The organism is Blastocatellia bacterium, assembly GCA_016713405.1.
Classification (GTDB): domain Bacteria; phylum Acidobacteriota; class Blastocatellia; order Chloracidobacteriales; family JADJPF01; genus JADJPF01.
The window spans coordinates 38,676-53,862 of record JADJPF010000023.1; the positions used below are offsets into that span (position 1 = coordinate 38,676).

A 15,187-nucleotide genomic window follows, 5' to 3' on the forward strand; every position below is an offset into this window, starting at 1 on the left:
TTTATGAGCCAACCTTTTAATATTTTTCAAATAATTAAAGATTCAAGCCTAGAAGCTTGTGCAAAAATAACTATTGAACTTTTAGCTACAAAAACTTATTCCGAGCCAACTAAAGCCATATTTAACAACTATTTAGATGCTTCTGTTTACTTTCAAGAAACTTTGATAAATTTGTCTAATTTAACCAAGTTAACAAACTCTTGTAAAATAACCAGCCTAACAACAGAAATAACCGAGTCAACAGAAGAAAAAAATTTTGTTAATAAACAGTAAGTTTTTAACTTTTTTTTGTTGACAAGATATTTATATATTTATAAAATACGTTCGTTCGTTTTTAATTATGCCAAAACTTAGCCGAGAAATAATAGCAGAAAAAAAAGCTAATATAGAACAAGCAGCAAAGTTACTATTTATTAAACATGGTTTTCACGGAACATCTATCCGTCAAATAGCAGAAAAGGCTGGCATATCTTTAGGTAATCTTTATAACTACTACAAAACTAAAGAAGATATTTTAGAATCCTTAATTAGCAGTTATGAAGAAGTAATTACTGAAAGATTTGATAACATGTTTTCTCAAATAGAAGAACCACTGCTACCAGAAAATTTTGTTAAACTTGGTAAACTCTTGCAAAAGGTAGTAGAAGATCACTATGAGTTTTGGTTATTGATGTATATTGATGTGTTAGAATTTGAAAACCAACATTGCCGCAAGTTTTTTGCGGGACTTTCAAAAAGATTTGGTCAACGCTTTGACCAACATTTTTATAGATTAAAAAAACAAAAATTGCTTAATGATGAAGTTGACCCAGCTTTGGGTTTTACGGTTGCTTATTTGCAATTTCTTAACTATTTTCTTATTGAAAAACTTTTTGGTGGTAATCGTCATCTAGGCATAACTGATGATGAAGCAATACTAAAATTAAGTAAATTATTTTGTCGCGGCCTTTTGTCCGCTTCAGCTTTAGAAAAAAATCTGTCTAATAATTAATTCTTATTTTTTTACTTTAATAAAAAACGTTCGTTCGTTTTTATACTTTGAATAATAAAATAGATCTGGGAGAGGAAAATGTATAAATATAGAGTTATAGCAATATTTTTTTTAGTATCTTTGTTTGTACCAATGCAAACAACTATATTTAGTTCTAGTGCTTATGCGCAAGGCACAACAGGCGACATAAGCGGATTAATTTCTGATCAAACAGGTGCTGCTGTAGCTGGTGTTAGTGTATCAATTAAAAATCAAGATACAGGCGTAGAGAGAGAAGTTATTGCAAATGAATCAGGAATATTTACTGTTAGATTGCTTCCTACAGGTAAATACACAGTTACAGTAAGCGTAGAAGGTTTTAAGGGTGTAGTTTTACAAGATGTTCCAGTAAATATTACTCAAGTTACTTCATTAAAAGTTGCATTAGAACCAGCAACAGTTTCAGAAGTTGTCACCATAACAGCAACACCTCCATTAGTACAATCAGAATCTACCCAACTAGGCCGCAACGTAGACGAACGAACTTTGCGCCAATTACCTCTACCTACACGAAATTTTCAACAACTACTTACTTTATCAGCAGGCACATCAGCAAACCTTTCTAATAATACAGATCTAGGCCGAGGCGATGCTATTATATCTGTCAATGGTCAACGTACAACTAGCAATAGTGTCCGAATTAATGGCGTAGATGCTAATTCTATTGGAACAAATTCCACTCCTAATATTGCAGTTCCTGCAACAGATTCAATTCAAGAATTTATTGTTCAAACAAGTTTGTATGATTCCTCTAATGGTCGCAATGCAGGTGGTAACGTTGAAGCGGTAACTAAATCAGGAACAAATAGTTTTCATGGTAATGCTTATGAATTTTTGCGCAATCGTTCATTAAATGCTAATGATTTCTTTCTAAATAGTGCAGGTCAAAGAAAACCTATTTTAACAAAAAATCAATTTGGTTTTACTTTAGGTGGGCCAATTGTTCGTGATAGAGCTTTCTTTTTTGGATCTTACCAAGGTACACGTGAACGTAATGGAGCATCTTTAAGCAATAGTTTAACTTTTCCTGTTATTCCTGTTGGCTTAACAGATAGCAATCGCACTGCTACAGGTTTGGCGGCTGCATTTGGACTACCTGCAACTTTGATTAGTCCTATTGCAGTTTCGCTTTTACAAGCACGGTTGCCTAATGGTCAATTTATTATTCCTTCTCCAACAACAGCAAGCGGACTAACTCCTATTTCAGCAATTTCTCGTTTTCAAGAAGACCAGTTTAATATCAATGTTGACCTTAAAATTAATGAAAAACATAATTTTACAGGCAAAGTGTTTTCAGCTAATAATCCATTCACTCAAGGTAATTTTAATTTTGCTGGTTTAGGCAACGGCCCAACTCAACTTCCTGGATTTGGTGGAGAATTAGATTTAATTAATCGAGTAGTTTCTTTAAGTGATACTTATATTTTTAGTCCAAATATAGTTAATCAAGCTCGTTTTGGTTATAATCGTATTCGAGTTACTTCTGAGCCTCAAGAGCCTTTTACAGCTAAACAATTTGGTATTGATAGCCCAACAAGTAATTTATATTCTGGTTTGCCTACAATTCAAGTAGTAGGGCTTTTTACATTAGGATCTTCTCCTTTTGCTGATCAATCTTCAGCAATTAATACCTTTACTTATAGCGATACACTTTCAATTACTGCTGGACGGCATCGTCTGCGTTTAGGTGCTGAATATCGTCGCTCACAAGTTAACTTTTTCTTTAATGCTTTTACTCGTGGTCAATTAGTTTTCCCAACCTTTGCTAGCTTTTTAGCAGGTCAATCTATTTCTTTACTTGGTTCAGGTGTGTTTGATCGTGCATTAAGAGTTAATGAATTTAGTGCTTTTGCTCAAGATGATATTAAAGTTAATAATCGACTAACCTTAAATCTTGGTATTCGTTACGAATTTTTTGGTAATCCAACAGAACAACAAGGACGCTTAATTAATTTTCTTCCTGAGCAATTTAAGAATGGTTCAGTTACAGCAATTGCTCAACCTCCAAATGGTTTTGTCCAAGCAGGAAATGCACAAAATCCTATTGCAGGAGTTCCTTTAGTTTCAGATTCATTAATTGATAATGACTTAAATAATATTGCACCTCGGTTTGGTTTTGCCTACAAACCTTTTAATAGCGATAAAGTTGTTATTCGTGGGGGTTATGGTATTTATTTTGACCGTGTTTCTACACGTTCAATTAATACTCAAGTCTTGAATTTTCCTTTCTTTTCTCTAGCTACTGCTGTTGGTAGACCTTTAGCATCTCCTTTTGCTCCTGTTCCCCAACCAACAGCTTTTCCTGTTATTCCAACAGTTCCATCACTTCTTGGAACACCAATTAGCGGCATTTTCCTTGATCCTAATTTCCGTACTCCTTATGTCCAACAATATAACCTTAATATTCAATATGCAGTAAGAAATGACTTACTTTTAGAATTTGGCTATGTTGGCTCAAAAGGAACGAAATTACTACAAGTAGTTAGCTTAAATCAGCCTGTTTTTAACCCTGTCACTAGACAATTTACCTTGCCATTAGGCCCATTTCTTTCTACACAAAAGAATCCTGCTGGAGGTATTCAACAAGTACAGTCTAGCTCTACCTCTCATTTTGATTCTTTCCAACTTAGTGTTACTAAGCAGTTTAGCAAAGGGCTACAATTTTTAGCTTCTTACACTGTAGGAAAGTCAATAGATAATTATTCTGGTGGTGCAATTAATGAATTGGCTGGCGTACCTGGAGACCAATTTAACACTGGTAGCAATCGTGGACTTTCAGATTTTGACCGAAGAAACCGCTTTGTTTTTAGTGGTGTTTATGACTTACCAAAATTTAATGTTCAATCTAAATTAGCTAGTAAATTAGTAAATGGTTGGCAAGTTAGCGGAATTTTAACTCTACAATCAGGACTTCCATTTACAATTGTTGACGCACCTAGCAACTTTATTTTGCAAAGAGCTAATGTTGTTAATGGTGCAAATCCAGAAGTTTCAGGTGATGTTAAAGACCGTCTTAATGGCTTCTTTAATACCTCAGCTTTTGTTCCATCCAGACAAGTTTTAGTTGGTACAACTCTAAATCCATTCTTTGATGGAAATGCTCCTTTTGGTACTGTTGGGCGTAATACCTTGATTGGCCCAGGGCAAAAGAACTTAGACATTTCAATTGTTAAATTTATCCCTGTTAGAGAAAGTTTTAATGTTGAATTTCGTACAGAATTTTTTAATGCTTTTAACACAGTTAACTTCTCTAACCCAAATAGCAATATTGCTATTCCTTCAACATTTGGCCGAATTACTTCAACTAGAAGCGGGCCTCGTGTAATTCAATTTGCGTTAAAACTCAGTTTCTAGGTGCCTCATAGAAGTAGGGTTACTTTTCTAGTAGCCCTACAAATTTTCTAAATTAGGTTAAAAAATGTCAAAAGTTCAAACTAGCAATTATGAAATTCACCATGAAATTTATGGTCAAGGGTATCCTTTAATTTTAATACCAGGCTTTGCTACAGGTCTTTGGATTTGGTATCACCAAATACCAGAATTTTCTAAAAATTATAAAACTATTGTTTTTGATAATCGTGGTGTAGGTCGCTCAAAAAATCCTATTTATCCATTCTCAATGGAAAGAATGGCTGATGATGTAGCTGATTTAATGGATTTTTTAAGAGTTAGAAAAGCACATATTTTAGGTGCTTCAATGGGCGGGTTTATTGCACAGGAATTAGCTTTGAAATATCCAGAAAAAGTTTCTAGCCTAATACTTTGTTGTACAAGTTTTGGTGGAAAAAATCATGTTTCTCCATCAGCAGAAACTTTAATGGCAATGAGTTCTTTTGAAGATCCAAATTCAGAGCAAAGAATTAGAAAAAACTTAAAATTTGCTTTAGCTCAAGATTTTCAAACAACAAAAGAAGAAGAATTTGAAAAAATAGTTGGACTACGTTTAGCAAACCCAATTTTATATCAAGCTTATTTAAGTCAATTACAAGCAGCTATGACATTTGATGTTGAAGCTAAATTAAAAGATTTAACTACACCAACTTTAATAGTAACTGGAGATAAAGATCCAATGGTGCCAGTAGCAAATTCTTATAACTTAGCAAAAAGAATAAAAGATTCTCGCCTAGAAGTTATTAATGATGGTGGACACTCAGTTTTTATTGAATATCCAAAGGTCTTTAACCAACTAGTCATAGATTTTCTTAATGGTCAAAAGAGGAATAATTAAAATGCCACGTTATGCCAGAATTGTTGGTACAGGTTCTTATGTGCCAGAAAAAATGCTAACCAATGACGACTTAAGCCAAATGTTAGGCGAAGATATAAATACTTTTGTCTCCCAAGTTGTAGGAATAGAGCGTCGTCATATTTGTTCTGAAAAAGAAAACACCATTGATTTAGCTGTTGAAGCAGGACGTAGAGCTATAACAAAAGCTAATTTAACCGCAGAAGCAATTGATTTAATTATTGTTGCAACAGATACACCAGCTTATATTTCTCCAGCTACTTCAGCCGTTGTTCAATATTGTTTAGGTGCTAAAAATGCTGGTTCATTTGATGTTAATTGTGCTTGTGCTGGTTTTGTTACCGCACTAAAAACCGCAGCTACTTATATTATGGGCGATCCTGAATATAAAAATATTTTGGTTATTGGTGCCTATGCTATGAGTAAATATTTAGACTGGGAAGACAAAAAAACTTGCACAATCTTTGCTGATGGTGCTGGTGCTGTTGTTTTACAAGCTAGTGAAGAACCAGGTTATTTAGCTTCAAAACTTCTTGCTGATGGACAATATCATAATTATTTAGGGATATTTGCAGGCGGGACAGCAATGCCCATCAATAAACAAGTTTTCCGTGAAGGAAAATATAATAAAGTAAGATTTTTACAAAAATATCCTCCAGAAGTTAACATTGAAGGTTGGCCTAATTTAGTTAAAGAAACACTAAAAAAAGCCAATGTTGAAATTAAAGATGTTAAACAATTTCTTTTTACCCAAGTTAATTTAAGCACCATTAAGGCTGTTACAGAGCGTTTAGAAGTGCCTATGTCGCTTGCTCATACAATTATGGGCAAATGGGGTTATACAGGATCAGCTTGTATTCCTATGGCACTAGATGACTTAGTAGATTTAGGCAAGCTTAAAAATGGGGATCTAATTGTAATGTGTGCTTCTGGTGGTGGCCTAAATATGGCTTGTACGGTTTTTCGGTGGTTTATCTAAAATCAAACCACTATTTTTTAGCAACACAAATTCTTATAAAAACTTAGGAGAAACTATGAATTTAATGTCAATTTATGAAGAAACTGCAAAAGTAGGTATTCGCAGCACATTGCATATACAAAAGGCTGCTGATAAAGTAGCTCAAAGCTTTATTGAAGCTACTATGACTTCAAAAGATGCTAACACTACTGTTGTAAAAGAATATATCAATAGTTGCTACCAAACACGTCAACAATTTTTAGATAAAATGGCAGATACAGCAGAAAAATTAGTTACTGATTATCCATTTAAGAAAGAAGTAACAGAATTTAATGCTCGTACTGCTGAAAATACAAAAAAAGCTTTTGAATTATTTTCTTTGCCTGTGGTGACAACTGCTAAAAAATAAATAACTTAGCTGTTAGAAAGATTGTTAAATATAGGGTCAATTATTTATCTAAGCCCTAAATTTAGGGCTTAGAATTTTCATAATCAAATTACCTTAAAACAACTGTATGAATAATATTCAAATCAACAAAACATTTAGTACAAATATAAGCTTTACTCAAGCTGATATTAATAAATTTGCTGAAATTAGCGGCGATAAAAACCCTATTCATATAGATTTAGAATATGCTGCTAAATCCAGATTTGGTAAAACTATTGCTCATGGAATGCTGGTTTATTCTGTGATTAGTGAATACTTAAATAAAGAATTTCCTAAAGGTAAACAATTATCACAGGAATTAGCTTTTCTTAGTCCTGTTTATACTGAAGAAGAATTATTCTTAATGCAGCAAATAACTACTATAAAAACCGAAGAACAAATAGTAGAAGTAAAAACTTCTGTTACTAAAACAGATGGAACTCTAGCTTGTCAAAGTCTAACTTTATTAAAATTATCTAATTAGAAGGAAAAAGTTAAATGTTTGTAAAAGTTGATGTTGGAGATCAAGCGGTAAGTAAAAAGATTTTTACTGATTCTCAATTAGAAGAATATGCTTCTTTGATAGGAAAAAAAACTTTTTCATCAGTTGATAAAACTAGCATTGTTCCAGAGGCTTTGATAGCAGGGCTTTTTTCTATGATACTTGGTACAACACTACCTGGTGAAGGTACTATTTATCTTAAACAAAAATTAAATTTTTTATCTCAAGCAAATGCAGCCGATGAACTGACTGCTAAAGTTGAAATTGTAGATATTCGTCAAGATAAAGGGTTAATTACTTGTAAAACAACTTGTTTGGATTCTAAAAACAAAATTATTTGTGAGGGAGAAGCTTTAGTAATGAATAAAGCTAAAGTTTCTTAAAATAATATGAAGTATGAAAATCTATATCTGCTTTTTCAAGAACGAGTTAAAGAATATGGTGAAAAGAATTTTTTATATACTCGTGAACAAGACTCTTGGCAAGCAATGTCATGGAATAATTTTGCTTACCAAGTAAAATGTTTTAGTTCAGCACTGTTTTCATTAGGTTTAACAAAAGGTCATTCGGTTTGCATTTTAATGGGGACTTTACCAGAATGGCCCATTAGCGATCTTGGGACTATTTTTGCTGGTGGTGTAAGTGTTGGACTTTATCCTACAAGCTCGGCTGAACAGTGTAAATATATTATTAACCATTCAGATGCAGAATATATTGTTGTTGACAGTAAGCAGCAACTAAACAAAATTCTTGCAATAAAATCTGAAATTCCAAAAATTAAAAAAATAATTGTTTTAGATGAACAGTTAGCAGGTTCTGAAATAATTTCTTATAAAGATTTCTTAAAATTAGGTAGTGAAAATTTAAGCAATGTAAAAGCCAATTTGTCAGAGATTGGAAAACAAACCAAAGCTTCTGATATCGCTATTATGGTTTATACTTCAGGAACAACAGGACTTCCAAAAGGTGCTTGTCTAAGCCATCAATATATTATCAATAGCGTAGAATCGCTTTTAGAAACTGTTCCTGTTTATGACACAGATAGATCTTTTTCCTATTTACCCTATTGTCATGTAGCAGAAAGAATTACAGGTTTTTATAACCGGTTATATGCAGGTTCACCAGCCTATTTTGTTCAAGACTTAAATAAGCTTTGGCATTATATGTTAGAAGTAAAACCAACAATATTTGGCAGTCTACCAAGATTTTTTGAAAAATTCATAGCAAAATTATTTCTGATGTTGAAAATGCTTCTACTCAAGAACAACATTTATTTAATAAAGTAGTCAAAATTGGCCGAGAAATAGACGACTTAAAACAGCAAAACTTACCTGTACCAACTTATTTATTAGAAATCTATGAAACTCTGTCATCAGAAATACAAAGTAAAATTAAATCTTATTTTGGTGGAGAAATCCGAATACTTTCTTCTGGTGGTGCGCCACTTCCACAAGAAATTGCTGAATTTTTTAGTGCTTTAGGGCTGCCAATTTTACAAGCCTATGGGTTAACAGAAAATCTTTGTGCTGCTTTTAATCGTGCTGATAATCATCGTTTTGGCACAGTTGGACAAGCTATGCCAGGTTGCAAAATAAAAATAGCCGCAGATGGTGAAATTATGTTGCAAAGCGAAATGATGTTTAGCGGTTATTATAAAGAGCCTGACAAAACTGCGGAAATGTTTCAAGATGGCTGGCTAGTAACTGGCGATTTAGGCCAGTTAACAAGCGATGGATTTCTAAAAATTATTGGTCGTAAAAAAGAGCTAATTATTACTTCAACAGGAAAAAATGTTGCTCCTGCATTGCTAGAAAATCTGTTAAAGGAACACGCCCTTGTTAGTCAAGCAATGGCTTATGGCGATGGCAAAAGCTATTTAACAGCACTAATTACACTTAATCAACTAGAAACAGAAAATTATGCACAAAGAAATAAAATTGATTATTTAGATTTTGCTGATTTAACTAAAAAACAAGAAATAATTTCTTTGGTGCAAAATCTAGTAAACAAAGTTAATAGCCAAGTTTCATCAACTGAAGCAATAAAAAAATTTGTAATTTTAGAACATGATTTAAGCATTGAAGCAGGTGAAATTACCCCAACTCTAAAAGTAAAAAGAAATGTTGTTGCACAAAATTATAAAGAAGCTTTAGAAGGCCTTTATAGCTAACCATGAATTTATTTAAGTTAACGGCAATGATGATGCAGCTTTTTCAAACTCCTAAAGTAGCACAAACTCCATCAGAAATAATTTTTTCTGATTATACTTTTAAGGTTTATCATTATTTGCCTAAAAATAAACTTGTGTCTGATGTGCCAATTCTAATAGTCAATTCACTGGTAAATAAATATTACATTCTGGATTTGATGCCAGGCAAAAGCTATGTTGAATATTTAGTTAATCAAGGATTTAATGTTTATTTAATTGATTGGGGAGTGCCTGAAAGCAGCGATTCTAGCTTAAGTTTAGAGGATTACATCAACTTTTTTTTAAGCAAAATTGTTAAACAAGTCTTAAAACACTCACAAGCAAAAAAGCTTTCAATCATTGGTTATTGTATGGGCGGGACAATGGCTTTAGTCTATACAGCTATTAAACAAGAGTTTGTGCAAAGCCTGATTTTACTGGCTACTCCAGTTGATTTTCATAATGATTCGCTGCTTAGTTTATGGGGTAGCCCAGAAAATTTTAATGTTGATAAATTTATTAATGTTTATGGAAATGTTCCAAAAGAAGTGCTTTATACAACTTTTATGATGCTTAAACCGCTAAAAAACATTACTAAATATGTTGATTTAGCAGAAAATATTGAAAATGAAGAATATATAAAAATTTTTGCTGCCTTTGATTATTGGATAAAAGACACAATACCAATTGCTGGTGAAACTTTTCGACAATTTATTAAATATGCTTATCAACAAAATTTGCTTGTAAAAAATCGCTTTCCTTTGGGAAATCAAATTATAAGCTTAAAAAATGTTAAATGCCCTCTACTAAATGTCTTAGCTGAACATGATGAAATTGTCCCTCTTAAATCTTCGGAAATCTTAATGCAGTTAGTTGGCAGCAAAGATAAAGAATTATTAAAAGTTAAAGGCGGTCATCACGGCCTTTCCATTGGGCTAAGTGCAATAAAAATTGTTTGGCCTAAAACAGTTGATTGGTTGCTCTCTCATAGCAAATAATATTGTGGGGTTTTATGAAGCGTAAAATTTTAATTATCTTTTTATTATTTTTAATCACAATGTCAGAAAATTTAATTAGCTATGGTCAAGATAAAAAAGCAACTAATAACAGGGTTGTTTTAGAAGACACTTTTACTAAAGTTCTACATGGTTGGGTAAAAGTAGAGCGTTACAAAATAGAAAATGAAAATTTTTTAGCAGAAGACTATCCGCTAGATAATAGAGGTGATCAAGATGGACAGCGAGCAGAGTTTTTTGCTAGCAAACAGCCACATTCTAGCCGCTTTTTACTTTATTACGCGCCAGAATGGGATAAAAAAGACAATAAATCAACACCAATATTATTAGTACATGGTGCTAATGATAATGCTGATCGTGCTTGGGCAAATCCTGGCGAATATGGCTTTGGTTGTGGTTCTCCAATTTGTGCAAAAACTGGCTTAATGCAAAGTTTAGTTGCAGAAGGTTACAGAGTTTTTGCAATTAATTTTCCTCATAAACATGGCGATAACTTGCTTTGGGCGCAACAAATTGGAGAAGCAATTTCAAGAATTAAAGTTTTAACAAACGCTAGTCAAGTTAATGTAATTGCTTGGAGCAAAGGAGCATTTGCTAGCCGACTTTATGCTAGCAGCATAAAAGCTAAATGGGGAAAAGATTATGCTAATGATATAAACAAATTAATTTTAGTTGGGTGTCCAAACTCAGGGATAGATTATGCGTTTCGTCATGGCACAACGCTTAATAACTTAGTTTTTCCTAGCTGTGGTGGATTTAAGGTAAATGGCCCGGCTGTACATACATCAATACTTTGTCAGGAAAAATGGCAGTCATTTCCCGAACTATCAATTTATACAACTAAAGCAGGCAATTTTTTCCCCGGTCAAAAGCAAATGTTAAGAAAATGGGATCAAAAATTTTCATTGCCAGAAAATGAAACTGACTGGAAAACAACTTATTATGGTGGAAAAGGTTCTGTTTCTGAAAGCCTAGGAATTGATTCAGCAATTGAGCAAGGATCTTTAGTAAAACAAGTCTTATCTCAAGAAATCCCTAAATCTATCAACACTTATTTATTAGCTGGTAGCAGTGCCAACATACCGCTTTTTCATAATGAACACACGGGCCCAAGTGATGGACTTGTGTTTCTTGATAGCGCGATGGACAAAACCGCTATAGCAAATTTGTCAGGAAGTGCGGCAATAGAAACTAATCATTTACTGCTTACCTGGCATAGCAAATCTATAGCGCAAATTAGCGAATGGTTAAAAAAATAGGAAAATAATTTATGTCTACCCTGGTCAAAGAAGCAAATATAAAAGCTGAAAAAACAGAAAATATAAATAATTATTCTTGGTATGTACTAGGCTTGCTTACAGTAGTTTATGCCTTAAACTTTCTGGATCGTTCGCTAATTTATATTTTATTTACTCCAATTAAAAAAGAATTGTTGCTATCAGATTTACAATTAGCACTGCTTGGAACTACTTCATTTGTAATATTTTATACACTTTTAGGGATTCCTTTTGGCCGACTAGCTGACCGAACAATTCGCAAAAATTTAATTGCAATTGGACTAGCAATTTGGAGCCTCTTTTCTGGCTTAACTGGTTATGCAGAAAGCTTTTGGGGGATTTTTTTTTGCCGCGTCATGGTTGGGGTAGGCGAAGCGACTTTAGGCCCAGCAGCACTTTCCCTGCTAAGTGATTATTTTCCTGTCAAGATGCGTGCTACTGTTCAAGCTATTTATTCCTCTGGAATACCTTTGGGTGGTGGGATAGCATTTTTTCTAGGTGGTTGGATAGGTAGCTCAATGGGTTGGCGTTGGGCATTTTATTTGTTAGGTTTTCCAGGGCTTCTTGTAGCTTTATTTGTTTTTCTCTTAAAAGAACCTTCACGCGGTCAAACAGAAAAAAATATTACTCTTTATCAACCAGGGGATTGGAAACGGCTTTTTAGGTCTAAAGCTTTAAGATTTCATCATATTGGTTATGCTCTTTTTGCTTTAGCTGCAAATAGTTTAACTATTTGGGGGCCTTCGTTTTTCTCTCGTGTACACGGCTTAAGCATAGCAACCATAGGGCTTCTAGCCGGTATCCTTTCTATTTTAGGTGGAATGCCAGGTACAATTTTAGGTGGCTATGCTTCAGATTGGTTTAGAAAAAAAGGTCGTGGTGGACGGATGCTTTTTACTAGCTATGGTGCAATTGCTTGTATTCCACTTTGGCTAATGTTGCTTTATAGCAATAATGTTATTTTGCTTGTAACCGCAAATTTATTTTTGTTAGCTGCTGCATTAATTTGGCTTGGCCCCGCAGCCGCAGACGTTCATGATATTGCCGGGCCACAACTTAGAGGATTAGGAATAGGAGTTTACTTTTTTACAGTTAATATGATTGGTTATGGCTTTGGCCCTCCAATTGTTGGCAAACTTAATGATTTAATGGGAGTTAGCACCAATCCTAACCAAATTAAATTTTCACTTTTAATCTGTCCTCTAACTTGTGTTTTGAGTGCTTTTTTCCTTTATTTAGGCAGTAGAGCAATGGAAAAAGAGAGTAGTTAAATTTTTAGCGTTTTTTAGATAAACATTCAGTATTTATTGATAATCGATGTACTAAGATTTATCTCCTGATTCTGTAGAGTTTGTTGATTCTATAGAAATTTCTGTAACTACGTTTTCTACACTTTGACTTTGAGCATCATGAGTTAAGATTATTTGTTGAATTTCAGAAGATTCAATATCTTGTTGCTCGGTAGCTCTCCACTTAATCGGGGTCAGATGAAATAACAAGAAAAAACATAGATTTTTGGTTAATTAATAATGAAGCTTCAACGAAGAATCAATAACTTACAGCCAATAATTTCCTTAAATTATCCTCAATTTTATGCTTTTTATCACGGCCCCGATTTAATGGGGAGCTACCTGTTGCTCTGATTTAGAATAAATTGTAATTAAAATAATCTGCTCGTTTTTATACTGATAAATAACACGATAACCACCACTTTTTCCTTTTGCGCTGTCTGTGTTTCTTACCCTTGCTTTAAATACTTCCTCATTAACTCCTTTTATTTGATCTCCTGGTTTATGCCCTTTAACAAGTTCATCTAATAATTCTTGCAAATCTGTTTTTATTCTACGATATTTTTTAGCTAGTTGTCTTATATTACGCTTAAATTCTCCAGTGTATTCGATTGATATCTTTGACATATTTTATCACTCTATATCAATTCCTTCCCATAATTCTTCTATTGGATAAGTTTCTCCTTGTTTTGCTTCTTTCCATCCTTGTTCAAAACTAGCTTTTGCGCTTTTTAGACTTACACTTTCCTTAAAAGCTTTCATCAATTGTAATACGTAAGGCAAATATTCTTCTGGCAATGCGTCTAGTTCTGCTAAAACTTGTTTTTTATACACATTTGTTGCACTCATTTTTTACTCCAAATTTCTTGGCTAAAATTTTTTGCTTTTACTCTAATTAGATTTTATTACTTTGGATTATATTCCTTTACCTAGTCAAGTAGTTTCTAAAACAGGATGCCTTCGCAAATAAATTTTAATTTTTTACGCTTTTTAGACAAACGTTCGTTCTTTTTTATTTGCTTTCTGTTATAATAACGAACGAACGTACATTTTACTTCCTTTCGCTAAAACTCATATTAAAAACTAAATATTTATAAATAATTAGAGGAGATATTTTAATGGGCCAACCAAAAAATGTTATTAGATTTATTTCCTTGTCCTTAGCCGTTTTAGTTCTGTTTTTAGCCTTTTATCCTGCTATAAACCATATCAATAAAAATGTAAGTGCTAATAGCCTTCCATCACAATCAACACAAGATTTAACCCAAACCCCTAGCCAAACCTATAACATCAAGCAGCAAGCCGAAGGCAACTTGGCCGCAAGTATGGCGGGAATTACGCCTCATTTTAGAGACTGGCTAGCTGCTAATGGTTATGGAAGCTATGATTTTGGTCGATTTGATTTAGCAGGCGGGAGTTATGGCGGCAAGTCAAGTGCTACGGATAGCGTAGTTAATCAACCAGTGATTTTTATTCATGGCAATTCTGACAAAGCCGTAGGCACTACAGCCGGTCAAACAGGTTGGAATGCTTCAATAGATTATTTTCTATCCAACGGTTACAAAACTTCAGAGCTTTATGCGACTACATACGGCCCAGCAAATGTTTTTTCATCCTCTCAACAATACCATTCCAGAGAATATTTAACTAAGCTTAGAAATTTTATTAAAGCCGTCAAACAATACACAGGCGCGGCAAAAGTTGATATTGTCGCACATTCTTTAGGTGTCACCTTAGCCCGCAAAGCCATAAAAGGCGGTACAGCCTATGATCCTTATAATGGCGGATATTATGATTTAGGCCCATCATTAACCAGCAGTGTAGACACTTTTGTTGGAATTGCTGGAGCAAACCGAGGGCTAACATCTTGTTATTTGACAGGAGGCACAACGCTTACTTGTGATGATGAAGTAGGGCTTTACCCAGGTTATTTAATTGGCTTCGTTGGGCCATATGGCGTTTCCAGCTATTTAGTTGACCTAAATTCTACCTCTCGTTATGAAGGCTCATATATTTATAGCATTTGGTCAAGCGTTGATGAGGTAGTAGGTTATGGGACAGTAGTTTATGGAAAATACACCTGTCAAATACCTGGTCAAAACGGGCAAAAGACCTTTAGCACCGTGCCTTATGGACATTTTGGAGTAAAAGATTTAACAGGCTACTATCAACTTAGAATGGTCAAATTCCACGCAACTAACTAAGCACAACCAAAAGAAAAATCAAAAAGTGCAAGTAATTTGTTTATAGATAA

At 33.7% G+C, this 15,187-nt stretch carries 17 protein-coding genes; 14 read left to right on the forward strand and 3 right to left on the reverse strand.

Features of this window, described 5'->3' with window-relative positions; translation table 11 throughout:
- The first annotated feature begins 3 nt into the window (after positions 1-3).
- The 13 genes from IPK14_23810 to IPK14_23870 all read left to right on the forward strand — a co-directional run bounded on the left by IPK14_23810 (position 4) and on the right by IPK14_23870 (position 12,915).
- On the forward strand, positions 4-273 hold the full coding sequence (locus IPK14_23810) for a hypothetical protein (GenBank protein MBK7996281.1): 270 nt from the start codon (positions 4-6) through the stop codon (positions 271-273).
- Between the two features lie 67 nt (positions 274-340).
- Complete coding sequence (locus IPK14_23815) at positions 341-991, forward strand: TetR/AcrR family transcriptional regulator (GenBank protein ID MBK7996282.1); 651 nt, start codon at positions 341-343, stop codon at positions 989-991.
- Positions 992-1,069: 78 nt separating this feature from the next.
- A complete protein-coding gene (locus tag IPK14_23820) occupies positions 1,070-4,384 on the forward strand; it encodes a TonB-dependent receptor (GenBank protein MBK7996283.1) in 3,315 nt (1,104 codons plus the stop codon).
- Between the two features lie 64 nt (positions 4,385-4,448).
- Entirely contained in the window at positions 4,449-5,258 is an 810-nt protein-coding gene (locus IPK14_23825; protein MBK7996284.1) for an alpha/beta hydrolase, read from the forward strand.
- A 1-nt stretch (position 5,259) separates the two neighbouring features.
- On the forward strand, positions 5,260-6,255 hold the full coding sequence (locus tag IPK14_23830; GenBank protein MBK7996285.1) for a ketoacyl-ACP synthase III: 996 nt from the start codon (positions 5,260-5,262) through the stop codon (positions 6,253-6,255).
- 55 nt (positions 6,256-6,310) lie between these two features.
- Positions 6,311-6,643 (forward strand): hypothetical protein, encoded by a 333-nt coding sequence (locus IPK14_23835; GenBank protein ID MBK7996286.1) that lies wholly within the window; start codon positions 6,311-6,313, stop codon positions 6,641-6,643.
- Between the two features lie 106 nt (positions 6,644-6,749).
- Complete coding sequence (locus IPK14_23840) at positions 6,750-7,145, forward strand: MaoC family dehydratase (protein ID MBK7996287.1); 396 nt, start codon at positions 6,750-6,752, stop codon at positions 7,143-7,145.
- 14 nt (positions 7,146-7,159) lie between these two features.
- Positions 7,160-7,546, forward strand: a complete 387-nt coding sequence (locus IPK14_23845) for a hypothetical protein (GenBank protein MBK7996288.1) — start codon at positions 7,160-7,162, stop codon at positions 7,544-7,546.
- A gap of 6 nt (positions 7,547-7,552) precedes the next feature.
- Entirely contained in the window at positions 7,553-8,449 is an 897-nt protein-coding gene (locus IPK14_23850; GenBank protein ID MBK7996289.1) for an AMP-binding protein, read from the forward strand.
- Positions 8,380-9,333 carry an AMP-binding protein gene (locus IPK14_23855; GenBank protein MBK7996290.1) on the forward strand — a complete coding sequence of 318 codons (954 nt, stop codon included), beginning with the start codon at positions 8,380-8,382 and terminating at the stop codon, positions 9,331-9,333. The genes IPK14_23850 and IPK14_23855 overlap by 70 nt, the downstream gene beginning before the upstream one ends.
- Positions 9,334-9,335: 2 nt before the next feature.
- Positions 9,336-10,349 carry an alpha/beta fold hydrolase gene (locus tag IPK14_23860; GenBank protein ID MBK7996291.1) on the forward strand — a complete coding sequence of 338 codons (1,014 nt, stop codon included), beginning with the start codon at positions 9,336-9,338 and terminating at the stop codon, positions 10,347-10,349.
- A gap of 14 nt (positions 10,350-10,363) precedes the next feature.
- Positions 10,364-11,626 (forward strand): lipase, encoded by a 1,263-nt coding sequence (locus IPK14_23865; GenBank protein MBK7996292.1) that lies wholly within the window; start codon positions 10,364-10,366, stop codon positions 11,624-11,626.
- Between the two features lie 11 nt (positions 11,627-11,637).
- Complete coding sequence (locus IPK14_23870) at positions 11,638-12,915, forward strand: MFS transporter (GenBank protein ID MBK7996293.1); 1,278 nt, start codon at positions 11,638-11,640, stop codon at positions 12,913-12,915.
- 51 nt (positions 12,916-12,966) lie between these two features.
- Here IPK14_23870 and IPK14_23875 read toward each other — a convergent pair whose 3' ends face one another.
- The 3 genes from IPK14_23875 to IPK14_23885 form a co-directional block, all read right to left on the reverse strand.
- Positions 12,967-13,143 (reverse strand): hypothetical protein, encoded by a 177-nt coding sequence (locus tag IPK14_23875; protein ID MBK7996294.1) that lies wholly within the window; start codon positions 13,141-13,143, stop codon positions 12,967-12,969.
- Positions 13,144-13,260: 117 nt separating this feature from the next.
- Positions 13,261-13,560, reverse strand: a complete 300-nt coding sequence (locus IPK14_23880; protein ID MBK7996295.1) for a type II toxin-antitoxin system RelE/ParE family toxin — start codon at positions 13,558-13,560, stop codon at positions 13,261-13,263.
- A gap of 6 nt (positions 13,561-13,566) precedes the next feature.
- Positions 13,567-13,782, reverse strand: coding sequence for a hypothetical protein (locus IPK14_23885; protein MBK7996296.1), 216 nt, complete (start codon positions 13,780-13,782; stop codon positions 13,567-13,569).
- A gap of 269 nt (positions 13,783-14,051) precedes the next feature.
- On the opposite strand from IPK14_23885, the gene IPK14_23890 reads away from it, so the two are divergent.
- Positions 14,052-15,137 (forward strand): lipase, encoded by a 1,086-nt coding sequence (locus tag IPK14_23890; protein ID MBK7996297.1) that lies wholly within the window; start codon positions 14,052-14,054, stop codon positions 15,135-15,137.
- The last annotated feature ends 50 nt before the right edge of the window (positions 15,138-15,187 follow it).